General features: G+C 50.9%; 23 protein-coding genes. 5 read left to right on the top strand and 18 right to left on the bottom strand.

The genetic code is table 11. From position 1 onward, the window contains the following. Positions 1–6: 6 nt before the first annotated feature. The 3 genes from alaS to recA are packed head-to-tail and all read right to left on the bottom strand — an operon-like array spanning position 7 to position 4,125. A complete protein-coding gene (gene alaS / locus ACIDF8_RS03550) occupies positions 7–2,643 on the bottom strand; it encodes an alanine--tRNA ligase (protein ID WP_412009229.1) in 2,637 nt (878 codons plus the stop codon). Beyond that, positions 2,633–3,091, bottom strand: coding sequence for a recombination regulator RecX (recX, locus tag ACIDF8_RS03545; protein WP_412009228.1), 459 nt, complete (start codon positions 3,089–3,091; stop codon positions 2,633–2,635). The genes alaS and recX overlap by 11 nt, the downstream gene beginning before the upstream one ends. A gap of 5 nt (positions 3,092–3,096) precedes the next feature. Further along, positions 3,097–4,125, bottom strand: coding sequence for a recombinase RecA (recA, locus tag ACIDF8_RS03540; protein ID WP_412009227.1), 1,029 nt, complete (start codon positions 4,123–4,125; stop codon positions 3,097–3,099). Between the two features lie 245 nt (positions 4,126–4,370). Here recA and ACIDF8_RS03535 point away from each other — a divergent pair, with 245 nt between their 5' ends. Next, complete coding sequence (locus ACIDF8_RS03535) at positions 4,371–4,739, top strand: hypothetical protein (protein ID WP_412009226.1); 369 nt, start codon at positions 4,371–4,373, stop codon at positions 4,737–4,739. On the opposite strand, the gene ACIDF8_RS03530 is transcribed toward ACIDF8_RS03535, so the two are convergent. The 5 genes from ACIDF8_RS03530 to mog are packed head-to-tail and all read right to left on the bottom strand — an operon-like array spanning position 4,736 to position 7,670. Next, positions 4,736–5,260: a CinA family protein gene (locus ACIDF8_RS03530; RefSeq protein ID WP_412009225.1), complete on the bottom strand. Its 525-nt coding sequence runs from the start codon at positions 5,258–5,260 to the stop codon at positions 4,736–4,738. The genes ACIDF8_RS03535 and ACIDF8_RS03530 overlap by 4 nt on opposite strands. Continuing rightward, positions 5,260–5,763 (bottom strand): phosphatidylglycerophosphatase A, encoded by a 504-nt coding sequence (locus ACIDF8_RS03525; RefSeq protein ID WP_412009648.1) that lies wholly within the window; start codon positions 5,761–5,763, stop codon positions 5,260–5,262. The genes ACIDF8_RS03530 and ACIDF8_RS03525 overlap by 1 nt, the downstream gene beginning before the upstream one ends. Next, positions 5,747–6,691 carry a thiamine-phosphate kinase gene (gene thiL / locus ACIDF8_RS03520; RefSeq protein ID WP_412009647.1) on the bottom strand — a complete coding sequence of 315 codons (945 nt, stop codon included), beginning with the start codon at positions 6,689–6,691 and terminating at the stop codon, positions 5,747–5,749. The genes ACIDF8_RS03525 and thiL overlap by 17 nt, the downstream gene beginning before the upstream one ends. Then, a complete protein-coding gene (locus tag ACIDF8_RS03515) occupies positions 6,684–7,040 on the bottom strand; it encodes a VanZ family protein (RefSeq protein WP_412009224.1) in 357 nt (118 codons plus the stop codon). The genes thiL and ACIDF8_RS03515 overlap by 8 nt, the downstream gene beginning before the upstream one ends. Positions 7,041–7,064: 24 nt before the next feature. Next, positions 7,065–7,670, bottom strand: a complete 606-nt coding sequence (gene mog / locus ACIDF8_RS03510) for a molybdopterin adenylyltransferase (protein WP_412009223.1) — start codon at positions 7,668–7,670, stop codon at positions 7,065–7,067. An 84-nt stretch (positions 7,671–7,754) separates the two neighbouring features. Between mog and ACIDF8_RS03505 the strand changes: the two genes are divergently transcribed. Together ACIDF8_RS03505 and ACIDF8_RS03500 are read left to right on the top strand one after the other, a co-directional pair. Then, entirely contained in the window at positions 7,755–8,549 is a 795-nt protein-coding gene (locus ACIDF8_RS03505) for a PDZ domain-containing protein (RefSeq protein WP_412009222.1), read from the top strand. 51 nt (positions 8,550–8,600) lie between these two features. Beyond that, positions 8,601–10,586: a site-specific recombinase gene (locus ACIDF8_RS03500; protein WP_412009221.1), complete on the top strand. Its 1,986-nt coding sequence runs from the start codon at positions 8,601–8,603 to the stop codon at positions 10,584–10,586. A 74-nt stretch (positions 10,587–10,660) separates the two neighbouring features. On the opposite strand, the gene ACIDF8_RS03495 is transcribed toward ACIDF8_RS03500, so the two are convergent. Both ACIDF8_RS03495 and yjgA read right to left on the bottom strand, forming a co-directional pair. Continuing rightward, positions 10,661–10,912 (bottom strand): sulfurtransferase TusA family protein, encoded by a 252-nt coding sequence (locus ACIDF8_RS03495; RefSeq protein WP_412009220.1) that lies wholly within the window; start codon positions 10,910–10,912, stop codon positions 10,661–10,663. A gap of 71 nt (positions 10,913–10,983) precedes the next feature. Further along, on the bottom strand, positions 10,984–11,547 hold the full coding sequence (gene yjgA, locus ACIDF8_RS03490) for a ribosome biogenesis factor YjgA (protein WP_412009219.1): 564 nt from the start codon (positions 11,545–11,547) through the stop codon (positions 10,984–10,986). A 73-nt stretch (positions 11,548–11,620) separates the two neighbouring features. On the opposite strand from yjgA, the gene pmbA reads away from it, so the two are divergent. Next, positions 11,621–12,943 (top strand): metalloprotease PmbA, encoded by a 1,323-nt coding sequence (pmbA, locus tag ACIDF8_RS03485; RefSeq protein WP_412009646.1) that lies wholly within the window; start codon positions 11,621–11,623, stop codon positions 12,941–12,943. Between the two features lie 104 nt (positions 12,944–13,047). Here the strand turns inward: pmbA and ACIDF8_RS03480 are convergent, their stop codons facing one another. The 6 genes from ACIDF8_RS03480 to panC all read right to left on the bottom strand — a co-directional run bounded on the left by ACIDF8_RS03480 (position 13,048) and on the right by panC (position 18,036). Next, complete coding sequence (locus tag ACIDF8_RS03480; protein ID WP_412009218.1) at positions 13,048–14,115, bottom strand: VacJ family lipoprotein; 1,068 nt, start codon at positions 14,113–14,115, stop codon at positions 13,048–13,050. Positions 14,116–14,371: 256 nt separating this feature from the next. After that, complete coding sequence (locus ACIDF8_RS03475) at positions 14,372–15,805, bottom strand: cryptochrome/photolyase family protein (protein WP_412009217.1); 1,434 nt, start codon at positions 15,803–15,805, stop codon at positions 14,372–14,374. Between the two features lie 2 nt (positions 15,806–15,807). Continuing rightward, positions 15,808–16,275 (bottom strand): 23S rRNA (pseudouridine(1915)-N(3))-methyltransferase RlmH, encoded by a 468-nt coding sequence (gene rlmH / locus ACIDF8_RS03470; RefSeq protein WP_412009216.1) that lies wholly within the window; start codon positions 16,273–16,275, stop codon positions 15,808–15,810. 32 nt (positions 16,276–16,307) lie between these two features. Next, positions 16,308–16,658, bottom strand: coding sequence for a ribosome silencing factor (rsfS, locus tag ACIDF8_RS03465; protein ID WP_412009215.1), 351 nt, complete (start codon positions 16,656–16,658; stop codon positions 16,308–16,310). A 35-nt stretch (positions 16,659–16,693) separates the two neighbouring features. Further along, positions 16,694–17,074 carry an aspartate 1-decarboxylase gene (panD, locus tag ACIDF8_RS03460; protein WP_194748281.1) on the bottom strand — a complete coding sequence of 127 codons (381 nt, stop codon included), beginning with the start codon at positions 17,072–17,074 and terminating at the stop codon, positions 16,694–16,696. Positions 17,075–17,181: 107 nt separating this feature from the next. Further along, positions 17,182–18,036 (bottom strand): pantoate--beta-alanine ligase, encoded by an 855-nt coding sequence (panC, locus tag ACIDF8_RS03455; protein ID WP_412009214.1) that lies wholly within the window; start codon positions 18,034–18,036, stop codon positions 17,182–17,184. Positions 18,037–18,199: 163 nt separating this feature from the next. On the opposite strand from panC, the gene mscL reads away from it, so the two are divergent. Next, entirely contained in the window at positions 18,200–18,619 is a 420-nt protein-coding gene (mscL, locus tag ACIDF8_RS03450) for a large conductance mechanosensitive channel protein MscL (RefSeq protein ID WP_412009213.1), read from the top strand. 90 nt (positions 18,620–18,709) lie between these two features. On the opposite strand, the gene ACIDF8_RS03445 is transcribed toward mscL, so the two are convergent. Both ACIDF8_RS03445 and ACIDF8_RS03440 read right to left on the bottom strand, forming a co-directional pair. After that, the gene (locus ACIDF8_RS03445; protein ID WP_412009212.1) at positions 18,710–19,123 is read right to left on the bottom strand and encodes a hypothetical protein; all 414 of its coding nucleotides are present in this window, start codon (positions 19,121–19,123) and stop codon (positions 18,710–18,712) included. Between the two features lie 95 nt (positions 19,124–19,218). Further along, positions 19,219–20,079 carry an HlyC/CorC family transporter gene (locus tag ACIDF8_RS03440; RefSeq protein ID WP_412009211.1) on the bottom strand — a complete coding sequence of 287 codons (861 nt, stop codon included), beginning with the start codon at positions 20,077–20,079 and terminating at the stop codon, positions 19,219–19,221. Between the last annotated feature and the right edge of the window lie 181 nt (positions 20,080–20,260).

Raw genomic sequence — 20,260 nt, 5'->3', positions numbered from 1 at the left:
ATTGAATTAATTTAGTTTAGCTTCTACCCAGGCTCTGACACTCGCCAGCGCTTGCGGCAGATTTGCGGGTTCAGTGCCACCTGCCATCGCCATATCTGGCTTACCACCACCTTTGCCGCCAACTTGACCAGCGACATGATTGACCAGCTCACCCGCTTTAACCTTGCCAGTCAAGTCTGCAGTCACACCTGCAGCTAGGCTAACTTTACCGTCAGCGACGCTCGCCAGCACAATCATGGCAGATTTGAGTTTATCCTTGAGCTTATCCATAGTTTCGCGCAAGGTATTGGCATCTGCCCCTTCCAGGGTGGCGGCTAACACTTTGATGCCTTTGATCTCTAACGCTTGCGTCGCAAGATCATCGCCTTGCGAGGAGGCCAACTTGGACTTCAGGCGGGCCAATTCTTTTTCAAGTGATTTCACGTTATCCATCACCTGCGCGATTTTAGCCGGCAGCTCGTGTGCAGGCGCCTTGAGCTCGCCAGCCACTTGATTAATCAGCGTTTGCTGTGCTTGCACCAGCTTAAGGGCACCTTCGCCTGTGGTAGCTTCTACACGGCGCACACCGGCGGCAACGCCGCTTTCTGACGTAATTTTGAAGAGGCCAATATCGCCGGTGCGGCTGACATGAGTACCACCACATAATTCTCGTGAGGATCCGATATCCAGCACGCGCACCTCATCGCCATATTTTTCACCAAACAGCATCATGGCACCGGTTTTTTGCGCGGATTCAATGTCCATTAACCGCGCCTGTGTTGCCACATTGGCAAGAATCTCGGCATTCACCAAGGCTTCTACCTTGGCGATCTCTGCATCCGTCATCGGCGCATTATGCACAAAGTCAAAACGGGTTTTTTCGGTATCGACCAAACTACCTTTTTGCTGCACATGCTCACCCAGCACCTCACGTAGTGCTTTGTGCATCAAATGGGTCGCCGAGTGGTTGCGCATCGTGCTGGCACGCATTTGTAAGTTAACTTTGGCCGCCAACTCGTCGCCTACCGACAAGCTACCGGTTTTCAATACGCCATGATGTCCAAAGACAGCCGCCTGGATTTTTTGTGTATCTTCTACCGAAAAAATACCATTGGCAGACTTGAGCTCACCGCTATCGCCAATCTGGCCGCCAGACTCGGCATAGAACGGCGTATGGTCCAACACGACCACGCCGAGGTCACCTTCATTAAGCGAGGTTACAGCACTGCCTTCTTTATACAACGCAAGGACTTTGGCAGGGACTTCCAGTTTATCGTAGCCATGGAAGGTTGTTGCAGCGCCCTCGTACTCGAGGTTTAGCGCCATTTTAAACTTACCTGCAGCACGCGCCTGCTCTTTCTGGCGCGCCATGGCGGCATCAAAACCGGCGGTATCTACCGTCACGCCGCGTTCGCGGCAAATGTCTGCAGTCAGATCCAGCGGGAAACCGAATGTATCATGCAATTTGAAAGCCAAATCGCCATTAAACACGGCGGGCTTGGTCGCCAGTTCGGCTTCCAGAATCTGCATGCCGTTTTCAATGGTTTCAAAGAAACGTTCTTCTTCCTGTTTGAGGATATCCACCACCCGCGATTGACCTTGGGTTAGCTCAGGATAGGCTTCGCCCATTTCGGCCACCAGGTCCGGCACCAGCTTATGGAAGAAAGCAGCGCGGCAGCCCAGCTTGTAACCATGGCGAATCGCACGGCGGATAATACGGCGCAACACATAGCCACGGCCTTCATTACCAGGAATCACGCCATCAGCAATCAGGAAAGAACAGGCGCGGATATGATCCGCCAGCACTTTGAGAGAAGGACTATCTAAGTCAGCAGTATGCGTTTCACGCGCTGCGGCTTTGATCAGCGCTTGGAACAAATCAATTTCGTAGTTGGCATGCACGCCTTGCAGCACGGCAGAAATCCGCTCCAACCCCATGCCGGTATCGACGGATGGCTTAGGTAACGGATGCATCACCCCCGCTTCATCGCGGTTAAACTGCATGAACACGTTGTTCCAGATTTCAATGAAACGGTCGCCATCTTCGTCTGGCGAGCCGGGAGGACCGCCTGGAATATGCGCACCGTGATCATAGAAAATTTCGGTACAAGGGCCGCAAGGACCGGTGTCCCCCATCATCCAAAAGTTGTCTGAGGCGTAACGGGCGCCCTTGTTGTCACCAATGCGGACAATCTTGTCTGCTGGCACACCGACTTCTTTGTTCCAGATATCGTAGGCTTCGTCGTCCTCAGCATACACTGTCACCATCAGGCGCTCTTTGGGTAAAGCGTATACTTCGGTCAGCAATTCCCAGGCAAAGGTGATGGCATCACGCTTGAAGTAATCGCCAAAGCTGAAGTTACCCAGCATCTCGAAGAAAGTATGATGACGGGCGGTATAACCCACGTTCTCAAGATCGTTGTGTTTACCACCGGCACGTACGCATTTTTGTGCCGTGGCTGCACGTGTGTAGGCGCGTTTGTCAAAACCTAAAAACACGTCTTTAAACTGGTTCATCCCCGCGTTAGTGAACAGCAAGGTTGGGTCACCGTGCGGCACCAGCGAACTGGAAGCCACGACTTGGTGGCCTTTGGAAGCAAAGAAATCCAGGAAGGCCTGGCGGATTTGTTTGCTGGATGGTTTTTGCCCGAACTTAACTGTCATCTTCTGCGTGTCTATTCAAAATTTGTTTAATCACTTCAAACGTAAAACCCCGACTCTGTAAAAAACGGGCCTGTTTTGCCCATTCCTCGCGTGTTGTCGGGGCCGCTTTAAACTTTTTGCGCCAGACTTCGCTGGCGCGTTCTACTTCATTGTCCTGCAATCCAGCAATGGCTTCGCTGATCAAGGCGTCATCGACGCCTTTTTCGCGTAACTCATGTGCCACCCGGGCTGTGCCGAACTTGGCCTGGCGTGCATGAACCATCTGTTCGGCATAACGCGCGTCACTCAACCAGCCACGCGCTGTGAAATCTGCAATCAAGGCAGCGATATCATCCGCCTCCTCTGCATAGCCTTTTAACTTTTTCGCCAGCTCAGCCGCAGAATATTCGCGTTTGCTTAGATACTCCAGTGCACGCTGACGCAGCGACTTTTCAACCGGCTGTCGCAAGCTGCTTAATCATCTTCACTTCTGGCCGCAGTCATGCTATCAGCCAGCACATTGGAGTTGTCGCGAATCTTGGCTTCAATTTCGGCCGCAATGGCTGGATTCTCACGCAGGAACTCTTTAGCGTTTTCTTTACCCTGGCCGATTTTTTCACCGTTGTAGCTGTACCACGCACCAGATTTTTCAACCAGTTTAAGGTTGGTACCCAACTCAATCACTTCGCCCAAACGGGAAATACCCTCGCCATACATAATGTCAAACTCAGCCTGTTTGAACGGCGGTGCCACTTTATTTTTGATGACTTTGACCTTGGTTTCAGAACCAATGACTTCATCGCCCTTTTTGATCGCGCCGGTACGGCGGATATCCAGACGGACAGATGAGTAAAACTTCAGTGCATTACCACCCGTGGTTGTTTCCGGGTTGCCAAACATCACACCGATCTTCATACGGATCTGGTTAATAAAGATCACCAGCGTATTGGTGCGTTTGATGTTGCCTGTCAACTTACGCAACGCCTGTGACATCAAGCGCGCCTGCAAGCCCATGTGGCTGTCACCCATTTCACCCTCAATTTCGGCGCGTGGCGTCAAGGCAGCCACCGAGTCAACCACCACGATATCCACAGAACCGGAACGTACCAGCATATCGGCAATTTCCAACGCTTGTTCACCGGTGTCAGGCTGTGAAATCAGCAATTCAGGCACATTCACGCCCAGTTTGGCCGCATATTGCGGGTCCAACGCATGTTCAGCATCGATAAATGCTGCAACCCCGCCCAGCTTTTGCATCTCGGCAATCGCGGACAAGGTGAGTGTCGTTTTACCTGAAGATTCCGGGCCGTAAATTTCGATAATGCGGCCGCGTGGCAAGCCACCCACCCCTAATGCAATATCCAGGCCGAGTGAGCCGGTGGAAACCACTTGCAGGTCTTCGCCGATATCAGCATCGCCCATGCGCATAATGGAGCCTTTGCCGAACTGTTTTTCAATCTGGGAAAGTGCGGCGGCGAGCGCTTTGCTTTTGTTGTCATCCATGCTGATTACCTTCTTTTAGCGATAAAATGCGTTGCTTGTACAAACGCGATATAATCCAAACAATAACCTCTAATTATTTCATAAATCGACCATCAGTGAAATGGCGAAGCCATGAATTCAATCGCCAGGCATCCGGCTGCAGAAAATAGCGCGCTTGGATTTCTGTCTAGGATTGTCAACCGCGACTTGCCAGCCGCGTTAATTGACCAGGGAGCAAGTATTTGTTTTCCGCGAGAGGAGCATTTATGAAAATATTTAAATTGATTTTTGCGCTGATGTTGGCAGGCACGGCGGCCGTCAGCGCGCAGGCACAAGACAACTGGTCGGTAGGCGTCGTTGTAGGCAACCCTTATCCACCAGCATATTACGCACCGCCAGCCGTCGTTTATGCACCGCCGCCAGTGGTGATTTATCCACACCCGCAAAGCCGTTATTATTACAGCCCGCCAGCCGTGGCTTATTCTGCACCAGTGCCGCCTCCCGGCCCGGGTTTCATCCAGTTTTCATATGGAAACGGTGGTTACGGCGGCTACAACTACGGCCCTCGCAACTACAATGGTGGCGGTTATGGCGGCTGGGGCCGTGGTCATCACCACCATCATCGCCATGACTAATTTCTCACATCCAACGGATTTCTGAAATCCTGAGTAGCCATCCTGAGCAGGCCAGCCAATAAATAATTGGCGGCCTGCTCGCGTATCTGCTGGCGATCGCCCTCAAAATGCCGGGTTTCAACATAAACATGAGAAAGTCCGGCGTGTTGGCTAGCCCAAGCAAAGCAAACCGTCCCCACCGGTTTATGTGCAGAGCCGCCCCCGGGTCCAGCAATGCCAGTTACCGCACCACTGATATCCGCCAAACTGTGCGTCAAGGCCCCCACCGCCATCGCCTTTGCGACCAGCTCATTCACAGCACCATGTTCGGCAATCAGCGCCTCGGGCACAGCTAGCATATCCATTTTGGCGGCATTGCTGTAAGTGACAAATCCACGGTCAAACCAGGCAGAACTGCCAGCGATCGCGGTGATGGCTTGCGCAATCATGCCACCGGTACACGACTCTGCCAGCGCCAATTGCCAGCCTCTTGACTGAAGTGCCTGCCCTAGGCTTGCGCTAAGCTCCAGGATTGATGGCATTACAGAATTCCTTTGACTAACTGCAATAGCACGATGGCCATCACCGCGGCCAATACATCATCCAGCATGACACCCAAGCCGCCTTTGACACGCCTATCTACCCACCCTATCGGGAAAGGCTTCCAGATATCAAACAGACGGAACAATACAAACGCTGCCACGCCCCAGTAAACATTGGCAGGCACAGTCAGTAAAACTGCTGCCATGGCCACCACCTCGTCCCAGACGATAGCCCCATGATCACTGACCCCGAGTGCCCGCCCCGTAAACTCACAGCACCAGATCCCCAGCAAAAAAAGCATGCTCAGGACCAGCCATTGCTGGGCCAAAGGGTAACTCAGCAACAGCCAATATAAAGGGAATCCCAGTAAGGTTCCTACTGTGCCAGGCGCTTTTGGCGACAAACCAGTACCCAAGCCAAAGCTCAGACAATGCAAGGGATGAGACCATAATAATCCCCAACTTGGGAGTGTTGGTTGTCTTTGATTAGACAAAATGTGAATACCCTTTGCTTGAAAGATCGATAGATGACTGGCCATTCAGTATCCGCAGACCAGTAGTGGCGCTTATTTTACCAATGCGGCTTAAAGGCAGGTCCAATTGCTGTGACAGCGCCAACAATCCCTGCCGGTGCTCAGGTGCGGCGGTAAAACATAATTCATAGTCATCCCCACCTGCCAGAACCGCTTGTTGCCATGCATGCTCGTCGACGGTAGACTGCACAATGGGTTGTGGGATTGCAGACCACTCCAGTTCGGCCCCCACTTTTGACGCCTGCAAAATATGGTTCAAATCTGCCAGCAAGCCATCCGAAACATCCAGCGCAGCACTGGCAACACCCCGCAAGGCCAATCCCAGACTCACACGCGGCTGCGGATGGTGCATGGCTTGAGCCAGCATGTGGATGTCTGCCGCAGACAGATACAGATGACCCAACTGCGATTGTAACCATAACGCTGCCTGGCCCAGACAGCCACTGACCCAGACATCATCACCCACCTGTGCGCCATCACGGCGCAGGGCCTGACCACGAGGTACCTCGCCCATGATGTTGATGGCAATATTAAGTGGCCCACGGGTAGTATCCCCGCCAACCAGGGAAACGCCAAACGCATCGGCACACGCAAACAAGCCATCACTAAAGCCACGCAGCCATTCGTGATCGACGTCAGGGAGAGCGATAGACAGGGTGGCCCATTTCGGTTCGGCCCCCATGGCCGCCATATCACTGATATTGACCGCCATTGATTTCCAGCCGATAGCATAGGGTTCGGCATCCGCAAAAAAATGTGTCCCTGAGACAGACATATCGGCTGAGACGGCCAATTGATAGCCCGGACGCATGCTGATGAGCGCAGCATCATCACCTACCCCCAGGTCAGCCTCGGCTTGCCGGGTGAAATACTTGGCAATCAGGTCGAATTCAGCCACGGCGAGCAGACCACCAGCGCAGACACAACACGGCAACGCCCCATGCCAGCAAAATACCCACGCCATCTGCCAGCCAGTCATACACACTAGGCTGACGTGTCACGGTAAACAAGCCTTGAAGCACTTCCATCAATCCACCGTAAATAAATAGCCCTATCACCACAACTTTTTGCCGGGAGAGATAGGCCAAGCATCCCCAGAACGTGACGCCACCAAACGCGATGATATGCTGCAACTTATCCAGGTAAGGAAACTGCTGCTCGGCAGGTGCCATTTCTATCAGCAGCAAATAACTCAGCAGTAACAAGCAAACAATGAAGATGAATTGTGCAATTTGGGAAAAACGCATGACTATCCTGAATTAAAACAAAAATTAAGGCTGTGGTTTGAGCGCAGACTTGGGCCGGAAGGCCTGCACCACGCGCGCATCTGTTTCCAGGTAAGGCATGGGAGCAGTTGGTGTTGCCAGCAAGTCCAGGCAATAAGGCACTGCGGCAAAAATGCCCGGCACCACCGTCTTGCCTTCACCATCCTTAAGACCTTCCAGGGTTTCCTGTATGGATTTAGGTTGACCAGGCAAGTTGATAATCAGGCACTGCTTGCGAATGACGGCCACTTGCCGTGACAAAATCGCCGTTGGCACAAATTTCAGGCTGATCTGGCGCATTTGCTCGCCAAAACCTGGCATTTCACGGTCCGCGACCGCCAAGGTCGCTTCCGGCGTGACATCCCGTAACGCCGGACCAGTGCCTCCGGTCGTCAAAATCAGGTGGCATTTTTCTTGATCGACCAACTGCTTAAGAGTATCGGCAATGGTGGCCTGATCGTCTGCAATCAGTCGGCTGACCACTAGATACGGCGAAGTTAACGCTTGTTGCAACCATGCGGTCAGCGATGGAATGCCTTTATCTTCATAAATCCCTTGCGAGGCGCGATCGCTGATGGAAACCAATCCAATGCGCGTGAATTGTTGTTGCATAACGTGGTCTATGTGACATTGGTATGTGTTAATGTACCAATACATCATAACATTACAATATGACATTCGATCATGGAGAACAAGATGAATCACCCCCATGCAAGCAGATTAATCCCCCTATTGAGTGATGCGCGTAGCCCTTACCGGATCTGGGGCTTATCCCTGTTGTTCACCCTGTCATGCCTGCTGGTGAGTCGCCTTGCCTCCGCTGAAGAAAACCCCTATGCCAGTCATTATCAGGCCCAAAACCAGGGCAATTTGCATTCCCTGCAAGATACGCCAAATACCCAATTACTGAGTGGGGTTCGCCGTGAAGATGACAACATCAGGATGTTGGAAGATGGCTATGACTTGATGGGCTTCAGCAACTTTGAAGCTGAAGAAGTCGCGCCCGATCTGGCGCTTGAATTTGGCCGTAGCATTAAAGCCGACAATATTCTGGTCTATGTCAAAAAAGCTGGGAACGTCTCCGCCGCTTCAAAAATGGAGATGATTAAGGAAGCGGTCAAAAAAGGACAGACGCTGACTGAAAAGGACATGGCAGCCACTCCTGGAAAGTATCACTACTACGCCACGTTTTGGGCCAAGTTACCGCCACCAGTACTCGGCGTGCATGTGATAAAACTGGTACAACGCCAATCTGGTGCCGCTGAGGGCGAGCACCTATCCACGCCTGGCGTCCGCGTGATCGCCGTGATTCATGGGTCTGTCGCAGAAAAATCAGGCTTGTTACGTGGCGATCAACTTCTGAAGATCAACCAGGAAAAAGTGGAAGACGCTGCGACGCTTTCGAGCCTAGTGCGTAAATACCGCGGTAAAGCAGTCAAATTAGAACTAGAGCGTGAAAGTGAACCCATGCTGCTTGAGGCACAGCTTTAACGCCCCGGCGTGCTATCCTTGCTTCAACCTGCTTCAGAGAAAGTGTTTTGCATGTTTCAACCGATTTTTGATCACCAGACCGCCCGCGAAGTAGCAGGTGATATTGATGACATTCAATTTCTGCGCGCTTTATTCGACAATATCCGCCCCAAAGACTCGACCGATATTGAAAGCGCAAGCAATGCCTTGCAGGCTTTGTGCTTTTTATTGCAACAACAACCGCAATTTGCCCTGCTGTTACGCAACAGCGTGCTACGCCTGCTGAATGAAAAAAGTGTGATTTCGCTTTACTCTGACCACGGCATTCAGTCAGACCTGGGCTTTTTTACCGAGATTTATCGTAGGCTGTCGCATAAATTTCTGCCGGATGTACCCGATCCCAAATACCTCAAGGATGTGTTTGGCCAGATTTTTCATCATAGTGATGACGCCGACTGGGTGACCGGCATGCCAGACCAGGTCTGGCGCGACTTTATGTTAACGCTGGATATCAGCCGTGGCGACTGGCAATTGCAGCAAAACTGCATCCAGGAGCTTAAGGATGCGCTACAGGTGCTGTCTTTCCGCTTATCGGCTTCAGGTCTAGACCCCGAGTTGATTTTGCAACACGAGGACCTCGAATCGAATAATTCGCCCTTTATCACGCAAAACATCGAAATCCAGAAGTTTTTGGCCTTGAGCAGTGTCCAGGCTGAGGATGTGCAGCATTTGTATAGCGTGCTCAAGCGCTGCGAACAATTGACTTATGAAATCCGCAAAGCCAATGCTAAAACCGGGACCAGCATCTCGCTGACAGCGCTGATGCAACGCATTCTGCAGCAAATCCAGCGTATGCAGCTGGTGGTGGATATTCTGCACGGGCTGATCCTCAAGCATGATGTCAGCCAGGCGATTACACGATTGCTCAAACAACTGGTGGACGCTGAATGCAAAAAAAATAACCTGTCTGACTACTGGCGGCAAAATACGGAGCTATTGGCGTTGCGCGTCACTGAAAACGCCAGCCATACCGGTGAACATTATATTGCGCAGCACCGTGGGGAATACTTTAAGCTCATGGGCTCAGCGATGGGTGCCGGCATCATCATTGCCTTTATGGCCATGTTCAAAATCATGATTGCCAGCTACCACCTGCCGCCCCTGACCGAAGCCATTTTATTCAGCCTGAATTATGGACTGGGGTTCGTGATTATTCACCTGCTGCACTTTACGGTGGCGACCAAGCAGCCGGCAATGACCGCAGCCACCATTGCATCAACGATAGATGACCATGGCCATGACAGCAAAAACATCCATAACCTGATCAATATTGTGGCGCAAACCACAAGTAGCCAGACGATAGCGATTTTAGGCAACGTGGTGGTGGTGATTCCGGTGGCCATTTTGATTGACTGGCTGTTCATGCAAGGCACTGGCCATCACTTTATCGGCAGTGAGAAAGCACATAGCCTGCTGGATAACAATAACCCGCTCATCAGCCTGACCGCCCTGTATGCCGCCGTGGCTGGGGTATGCTTGTTTTTGTCTGGCCTGATTGCCGGTTATCACGATAACCTGGCTGCGTACAACAGGATTCCTGAGCGTCTACAACACCTGGGCTGGTTGCAATCTTTGCTCGGTAAAGAACGCTTGTGGCGGATCACCGATTATATTCGGCACAATCTGGGCGCGCTGGCAGGCAACTTTTACTTTGGTTGCCTGTTGGGATTCGCTTCTGGGCTGGGGGTGATGCTGGGCTTACCGTTGGATATCCGCCATGTGACTTTTGTAGCAGCTTTTGCCGGATACTCGTTTCCGGCCCTGGATTTCCAGGTCAGCCACTATATTGTGGGCACAACGATATTGGGGATTGCGCTGGTCGGCACCATTAACCTTATCACGAGCTTTGGGCTAGCAATATACGTCGCCATGAAGTCCAGAAAAGTACGTTATCGCCACTGGAAGGCGTTCTGGCTGGAGTTATTGACTTCGCTCTACCGCCAACCTGGCAAGTTTTTGTTACCGCCTAAAAAAACCAATATTGACACCAAGGTCTGAGAAAAAGGGGCTGGGAAACCCGTCCCTGCTCTTAGCCTGAAGGCTCCTGGCTTTTTAGCGGCTTACAGAATTCCCTACTCGGCCACCAAAGCGGTTTCTTTCTGGATCAGAAAGTGAAAGACGCCGCCTTCTTTTTGCACAGACAACAGCTTGACCGGATGATGATTGATCACATTGCGGATATTCTGTTCACTGCCTAATGAACTGGTTTTCACTGACAATATTTGGCCCGGCAACAACTCTTCGAGCTTTTCTATCGTCTTCAACATCGGTAGCGGACTATCCAGACCGATCAAATCGAGTTCCATATCGACAGGTGTTTGCATTCTTACCCCCTTTTAATACTATTTATATCAACGAAACCAAGCCAAACCAGCTTGGCGAGAAGCGAACTTCATCAATCCTCTTCTAGTCCATGATCCGTTCCATTTTGATCCATTTCGTTTTCGACTTCGGGCGTAGCCACGCCTTCCATCAGTTCACGGATCATTTTAAAGAGCTCACGGCTACTCTTAGGTGGTTTGCCTGCAGCATGTTCTTTATTGGCATTGCGGATCAAGGTACGCATTTGCTGCACAGGCGTCTGCGGATATTCAGCAATAAATAATTCTATCGCCTTGGCATCTTCAAGCAAGCGTGAGCGCCAGCGTTCCATATGGTGAAAACGGGCATTCTCCTCCTGGTGCTTGCCTTCCCATTTTTGCAGCTGCTCAACAATCGGGGCAAGGTCCGTCTCGCGCATCAGTCTGCCGATATATTGCAATTGGCGGCGGATGGCGCCATTGGAGGTAATGCGCTTAGCTTCAGTAATCGCGTCCATCAAGGACTCTTCGAGGACCAGTTTTTTTAATTTATCTTTGGGCAGCGCCACCAATTGCCTGCCGATTTCCTGCGCGGCATCCGCCTCAGCCTTGAGGCGGGTTTTACTGGGTTGGGAATCATCAAACGGTTCAGATGTCATGTTAAAAGCAATCTCTGCCAAATCACGGTATGATAACAGCTTTAACCGCCAAGCTAAAAACAAGCAAGACAGCATGCAAGTTGACCAACTACAACAAATCGCCCAAGACATTATTCGTTTGACACAAACAGCTGGCGCCAGTAGCGCTGAAACCGAGGTCAGTTTTGGCATGGGACAGAGTGTGTCAGTGCGTCAGGGCGAAACCGAGAATATTGAATATAACCGCGATAAAGGTTGTTCAGTCACGGTGTATTTTGGTCAGCAAAAAGGCTATGCCAGCACTTCGGACCTGAGCCCGCAAGCCTTGCGCGACACCGTGGAGGCCGCTTGCAATATCGCCAAGTATACGGCCCAGGATCCATTCTGCGGCTTGGCGGACGCTGACTTGATGGCCACTTCTTTTCCTGATTTGTCTTTGCACCATCCCTGGCAAATAGAGGTGGATGAGGCCCTTGAGCTTGCCAAGCGTTGCGAAAGTGCAGCACTGGCAGTAGATCGTAGAATCAGCAATAGCGAAGGGGCCAGCGTGTATACGCAAAGCGGTGCCTTTGCCTATGCCAACAGCCATGGTTTTGTTGGTGGCTATGCCAGCTCACGCCATAGTCTAAGTTGCTCGGTGATTGCCGAGGCCGACGGCCTGATGCAACGCGATTACTGGTATAGCAGCGCCCGCGATGCCAATGACCTGTCCAGCCCTGAACAAGTGGGTCAAATTGCTGGCGAACGCACTGCCAAACGCCTGGGCGCCCGTGCGATCAAAACCGGGAAATATCCGGTACTGTTTGAAGCGCCACTGGCCAGCGGGCTAATTGGCACCCTGATGAGTGCCATCTCCGGCGGCAACCTGTACCGGAAATCTTCCTTCTTGCTGGATAGCCTCGGCCAAACCATTGCAAGCCCCCTATTGCATATTGAAGATAATCCCTTTGTACTCAAAGGCGCAGCCAGCAGTGCGTTTGACAGTGAGGGCGTGGCTTGCCAAACGCGTACCCTGGTCGAGAATGGCGTGCTACAAGGCTATTTGCTTGGCAGTTACTCGGCGCGCAAGCTTGGGTTGAAAACCACGGGTAACGCGGGTGGCGCCCATAACATTATGGTCCGCTCCAGCGGTCACTCACTGGAACAATTGCTACACACCATGGGGACAGGTCTACTTGTCACCGAACTGCTGGGTCATGGCCTCAATATGGTAACCGGAGACTACTCACGGGGCGCGGCAGGCTACTGGGTGGAAAATGGCGTGATCGTGCATCCGGTCGAAGAAATTACGATTGCCAGCAATATGAAAGACATGCTGAAAAATATCATCGCCATCGGTAACGATGTGATCCCTAACAGCTCAAAACTGACAGGATCAATTTTGATTGAACACATGACGGTTGCCTCGTCCGAATAAACGGAAAATAACCGCAACCAATAAAAAAGGCTTTGCATGTGCAAAGCCTTTTTTATATTGAAGCAGCGCGACTAAGACCGTAGCTTAGGCAGCAGGGGCCGTCATTAAGGCGCGACCAGAACAGGCAGCCCCTGCAATGTTTCCTCTATCGCAGCAACCACTTCAGCAGCCTCTTTTTCTACAACAGGCACTTCCTCACTGCTCTCAGTGTTTTGTTCCAATAAGGGCGGTAAGACTTCCTCTTCAATTTGTGCAGTCGTCTCTGCTGCTTCGGTATCCATGGTCACAGGGACAGAAGTCTCGGCATCATTGACTTTGGTATTTTCAACGGTGTTGGCGGAAGACGGCTCTACTTGTGTCTCAGTCGGCGCGATTGCATTCGCAGACTGCATCACTTCCGTCTCACCATTGCCAGAAGAGCTTGACGCTGGTTTATTAGCAGGGAGATCCTCATCCGCTGGCTCAAACTCATCCTGCAACAGTTCTTTAGGCACTAAGCCATCCTGAATCAGGCTGGCTCGGCGCTGTAAGTAAGCATCGCGCATGAAGGCATAAGGGTCAATCGACGCATTATCGACCAGATCTGTCGCATCTAGCAATTGTGTACGTTTATCCAGTAACTGAACAGCACGCACTTGGTTATAGGTACGAATCTGGCCAATATTATGCAAATATTGAATCGGATCTGAGGTGACAGTATCTATGACCAGACCACTTGCATCACGAACCGTACTAGGCCCCAAGATTGGCAACACCAGATAAGCACCAGACCCCATGCCCCAATACCCCAGCGTTTGACCAAAATCTTCCTGATGCTTAGGAATATTATCCATGCTGGCAACATCAATCAAACCTGCCACCCCAAAGGTGGTGTTGATGACAAAGCGGCCTGCATCACTAAACGCTTGGGCAAATTTCAACTGCAGCAGATCGTTGACAACTGTTGTCAAGGTGCCCAGGTTACTGAAAAAGTTGCTGATGCCAGTACGAACCGGTGAAGGCGCTACTGCTTTGTAAGCCTTGGCGACGGGTTTGAGTGCATAACGGTCAGTGACATCGTTAAATTTATAGATCCCACGGTTGAGGCCTTCAAGTGGGTCTTTATTGGTGGTTGCACACCCTGACACAGTGGCCAGTGTTGCAACCAGTACTATCGCTCTTAATTTTTTCATATTAGTCATTATTTCAGAAGCTGTTCAAGCGCATTCAATTTTTATTCCCCAACACTGCTTGTAGTTTTATCTCGCAACGAATAGCTAATCTCGTAAGCAATGCCTATTCTTAACGGAATCTCTTACGGAAAACTAAAGAGCATTTAGTAAAGACACCGTGAGATAGTGCAAGGTAGCGCTGTTTGCCTTGATCCACACTTCGTCTCAATCCCAAGTTCTTAAACTCAAGTAAAACTGATTCATTCTACCTCAAATGTCATTCTGGCTTCACATTATTTTTGTATAGGCGCAGCGCTTGTTCCCGCTGTATTGCGTGATCTACAACAGGCCGAGGATAATTCAATGCAACGCCTTGATTAAATAAGCTTTGCTTGTGATATTTCGCTGCCCATGGCGCATGAATTTGATCATCACGCAGATGGGCCAATTCCGGGACATATTTGCGGATAAACTTGCCTTGCGGATCAAACTTTTCAGATTGCGACTGCGGATTAAATATCCTGAAATAGGGCTGCGCATCGCACCCGGTAGAAGCCGCCCATTGCCAGCCGCCATTGTTGGCAGCGAAGTCAAAATCTAGCAATTTTTGTGCAAAATATTGCTCGCCCCACCGCCAGTCAATCAGCAAATCCTTGACCAGAAAACTGGCGACAATCATGCGCAAACGATTATGCATATAGCCAGTCTGGTTCAGCTGCCGCATGGCGGCATCCACAATCGGAAAACCGGTCTGGCCAGCACACCAGGCCTCAAACCAGGGCTGATGATTTGGAAAAGCCAAGGCATCATATTCTGCCTTGAAGGCAGCCCCTTGCTGCAAATCTGGACGATGATATAAAACCTGGAAATAAAAATCGCGCCAGATGAGCTCATTGAGCCAGATCGCTGCGCCTTCATTGCCAACCTGCGTCAATTGCCAGGCCGCACTCGCTAACTGGCGGATAGAAATGGTGCCGAACCGCAAATGCACAGACAGGTAAGACACGCCTTTGATGGCAGGATAATTGCGTGCTTCATGATACTGGCTGATGCGCTGGAAAAAATCCGCGAAAAGCTGCTGCGCACCTGACATTCCGGTGGGTAGACGCATCGCTTTAAGGTTGGTTTGCTCAAAGCCTAGTGAAGCCAATGAAGGCATCGCTTGCGGTGGCAGCTGTGCAAGTTGGCCATCATACTTTTCAGTGGGATACGCCTGCAAATAAAAGGCATTGAGTTTTGCCAGGTGTGCATTCTTGTAAGGCGTAAAGACGCCATATGGCTTACCTGCTTGCGTCAGGATCTCATCTTGCTCAAACAGGACCTGATCTTTAAACAAAAATAATGACTGGCCGCAAGCAGACAGTGCCTGCCCTACTGCCTCGTCGCGCGCGATAGCAGTGGGTTCATAATCGCGGTTGGCGTAAACAGCAGAGACCTTCAGACGTGCAGCCAAGGCGGGAATTTCTTCCCTGGCAGCTCCATGCAAAACGATTAAATCAGCGCCTTTGGCTTGCAATGCCTGCTTAAGCTCCCGTACGCTTTCCCAGATAAACTCGACCCGGCGGTCGGCTTTATCGGTCAAGACATTCAGGATTTCAGTATCAAAAACAAACGCAATATAGACTTGCGCATGTTGCTTGAGCGCATGGTAGAGAGCAGCATGATCATGGTCGCGCAAATCGCGACGCAGCCAGACCAGGGCGTTGGACATTCTTATTCTCGGTGGTAAGGATGATTGCTTAGAACCGTGTGTGCACGATAAAGTTGCTCGCTCAGCATCACTCTGACCATGCCATGCGGTAGCGTGAGTTTGGAGAGGCTGAACAACCATTGCGCCTGGGTCTTCAGTTGCGGATGCAAGCCGTCAGCGCCGCCTATGACCAGGGCCACATCGCGCCCCATTTCCTGCCACGATTTGAGTTTATCGGCCAGTTGCAAAGTAGTGACAGCTTGCCCTCGCTCATCAAGCGCCACCAGATAATCTTTGCCGACAACTTCGAGAATACGCTTGGCTTCAGCCTCTTGGACCACCTCACTGTTTTTGCCCGCAGCACGCTTATCCGGCTTAACTTCAATGATCCGCGTCTCGAGTTCGCGCGGCATGCGCTTAAGGTATTCCGCGCAGGCAGACTCAACCCAGTCGGGCATTTTGTGGCCGACCGAGATGATATTAAGTTTCATGCGGAATAAAAAGAAATGCCTAGCGCAAAGGATCAGGCGGCAGAAGCGGCGCGGCGCGACTGGGACTCGCTCCACAGTTGTTCGATATTGTAATAGGCACGTGTCGCAGGCACCATGACATGGACCACAATATCACTTAAGTCGACCAGCACCCACTCGCCTTCTTTTTCGCCTTCAATACCGCGTGCATCCACGCCTTTTTCTTTGAGCTTTTCGCGCACATTATCGGCAATGGCTTTACATTGACGGGTGGAATTACCGCTGGCGACAATCATGTAGCTGGTCATGGCGGTCATGTCGCGCACGTCCATCACCGTGATGTCAAAGGCTTTGATGTCTTCCAGCGCGTCAACAACGGCCAGTTTCATGTCTTCAAGAGACATTAATGTAGTATTTGCTTGCATAGGGGGATTCAAATTCAGGCAGCTTGCGCTGGAATATGGTTTTTCTGTTGGACGATGCGGTTTTGTGCATCAACATAAACCAGTTGTGGATGGTAATTTGCCAGCTCAGCCTCAGTGTATTGCGAGTAGCTGGCAATAATGATCAAGTCATCAGGATCGGCTTTGTGGGCAGCCGCACCATTGACAGAAATCACGCCGGAATGGCGCTCGGCACGAATCGCATAGGTGGTAAAACGCTCACCATTGTTGATGTTGTAAATCTGTATTTGCTCATACTCATGAATATTGGCGGCTTCCAGCAAGGCCTCATCAATCGCACAACTGCCTTCGTAGTGTAACTCGCTATGTGTCACACGCACCCGATGCAGCTTTGATTTCAACATGGTTCTTTGCATTGCGTTCCTTAACTCGAACACCCGCTTGCGCGGAAAAGGACGTAATTATAAAGTTATCAAGGGCTTAGCGCAAAATAAATTTACGTGAGGCGACAACTTGGTTTCACCTACGCGCGCACTTCGCAGTTATCAATCAGCCGCGTATTGCCTAGCTTGGCCGCTGCCAGAATCACCCACGCATGGTCTCCCGCATTAGGCAAGGTCAGGTCTGTTTGCCGGCGGATTTCTACATAATCGACTTGCCAGCCTTGCTCGGTCAATTCACTTTTTGCCTGCGCGCATAGGTTAGCATAATCCCGTTGACCGGCCGACAAGGCCTGTTTGATCGATTGCAATTGCTGATAAAGTTGTGCTGCCTGCGTTTTTTCTGCGGGTGTCAAATAGCTATTACGAGAGCTCATCGCCAGGCCAGAAGATTCCCGCACCGTCTCACCCGCCACAATCTCGACATTAAAGTTGAGTTGACGAACCAGCGCACGGATCACCATCAGCTGCTGGTAATCTTTTTTGCCGAATACGGCCACCTGCGGCTGCACCATATGAAACAGCTTGGCGACCACCGTTGCCACACCCGCAAAATGCCCAGGGCGGCTGGCGCCACATAAATCGTTGGCCAGGGCAGGTGGCTGGATCACCACTTGCTGGTGTAAATCGTGCCCGTCAAAATCCGGGTACATTTCAGTGACTGCGGGCGCAAACACCACATCCGCCCCCACCGCTTCCAACTTTTCACAGTCAGCCGCCAAAGTCCGCGGATAACTGCCGAAATCCTCATTCGCGCCAAACTGCAAGGGATTGACGAAAATACTCACTACGACAATCTCCGCCAGCTGCTTGGCTTGCGTCACCAATTGGCAATGCCCCGCATGCAAGTTGCCCATCGTAGGGACAAAGCCAACTTTTGCTTGCGGATCACGGGCTATAAAGGCGCGTAACTCGTGTACGCTATGACACACTTGCATGAATCATCTTATCCAACAAAAACACAATTCCGGCAATATATCACAGCCCACCCGCACCAGCCGCCTACCGACTGGCTTTTAGCGCGAGCATTGACAAGGCAAGCGATCATTGCCTATAGTCACCTTACAATCTTAATCTTCAATAACAATGGTGGGAGAAGTCATGAGCGTCATTTCAGAATTCAAGCAGTTTGCCCTTAAAGGCAATGTCATGGACCTGGCAGTCGGTGTCATTATTGGGGGGGCCTTTGGCAAAATTGTCAGTTCACTGGTAGATGATGTCATCATGCCTATCGTCGGCAAGATTTTTGGCGGCTTTGATTTCAGCAATTTATATGTGCCACTGAACGGTCAATCGGCAGATCTGGCATTGGCTGAAGCCAAAAAACTGGGCGCAGTACTGGCCTACGGTAACTTTATCACCATCGTGCTCAATTTCATTATTCTGGCGTTTATTATTTTCCAGATGGTTAAATTCATGAACCGCCTGAAAACCGCAGATGAACCAGCGCCGGCCGCACCCGCCCCTACTCCAGAAGATATTGTACTGTTGCGCGAAATCCGTGACAGCTTGAAAAAATAATCGCTTGAATCAGCGTTAACGGAATTAAAAACATAAAGGGCGCTGAAGCGCCCTTTATGTTTAATGCCACCAAATTTGATGCTGCACAAATTAAATGCCCGAAGGATTCGTGTTGGGCACTTCGTAGGTTTGACCGCTGCTGGCATCAGAGCCATCATTATTCAAAAACACCACCACACTGACCTGGTCTTCGATAATATCAAGTTCGGTGGTGGGATAATAAGCGCCCTTCGCATCCTTGTTGATGTTGTGGTAATGCCAGATAGAAGCGACCACGCGTCCACTATCCTTGAGCTTCACGTCTTCCGCACGGGCAGGCTCGCCCAGCCATGCAATCAATTCAGCCCGATTCATTTTGCCTACTTTATCGACAAACGCCTGCTCATCTTCTGGAACTGCGCCAGGTGCAGCCACACCCGGCGTGGGGCCCGCCCATAATGCACTGCTCACAGATAACAACCCAACTGCCAACACCCCGTTCAACCAAGTTTGTGTGCTCATCATGACTCTCCTTATGTTCAAACACTCAGGCAACCAAAACGATCATTAGGTTCCACCTGGAGCATCCGCTCCGGGAAGGCGGCTGACAGCACCGCTTATTAAACAGACTCGATAGGATAAACCTCTTCAGGCAATTGCTCTACCAGCAACACATGGACACGCCGGCTATCCGCATGCACCACAGTCACATTCAGATTTTGGATACGGACATGCTCGCCGCGTTTGGGCAAATGGCCGAAATGATTAACCACTAACCCACCCACGGTTGAAAACTCTTCGTCACTAAATTCGGTGCCGATCGCCTCATTAAATTCAGGGATTTCAGTCAAGGCTTTGACACGGTATTTGCCCGGCGCTTGCTGGATGATATTGCCCTCGCCTTCGTCGTCATCGTATTCGTCTTCAATATCCCCGACAATCTGCTCCAGCACATCTTCAATCGTCACCATGCCGGCCACGCCGCCGTATTCATCCACCACAATGGCAATATGATTACGGTTACTACGGAACTCCTTGAGCAACACATTCAGGCGCTTGGATTCCGGGATAAAGACCGCCGGACGCAACATATCGCGCAACTCAAAAGACTCATTGGCATAATAACGTAGCAGGTCTTTGGCCAGCAAAATACCAATCACATCATCTTTATTGTCTTCAATGACCGGAAAACGCGAATGTGCGGTTTCAATCACAAATGGCAGGAAACTTTCAGGCGGCTGGGAGATATCAATCACGTCCATCTGTGAGCGTGGAATCATGATGTCGCGGACTTGCATTTCACTGACTTGTAGAACACCTTCGATCATGGCCAGTGAATCGCCATCCATCAGGTGATTTTCATAAGCACCGTGCAGCAATTCGACCAACTGCTCCCGATCTTCTGGCTCACGCAGCAGAAAATGGCTTAATCGTTCTAAAAGTGAGGGTTTATGAGATAACTTATCCGGCTCCGAAGCCATATGTACTGCTGAAAACAGCATCCTGTGTAACGAGTTGTCTTAAGCATACCTGAAAATCGATGACCCTGTCACCTTCAGACCTCACACAGCATGATTTAGCGCATGAAACGTCTGCGGCAAACGCCGCAATAACGGTATAAACCTTAAAATTCTGCTAAATTAGCGCTTATGTTTAACCGCT

The sequence above is a fragment of the Methylophilus sp. 3sh_L genome (assembly GCF_046766015.1).
Lineage (GTDB): Bacteria > Pseudomonadota > Gammaproteobacteria > Burkholderiales > Methylophilaceae > Methylophilus.
This window is presented reverse-complemented; position numbering and strand designations above follow the sequence as displayed.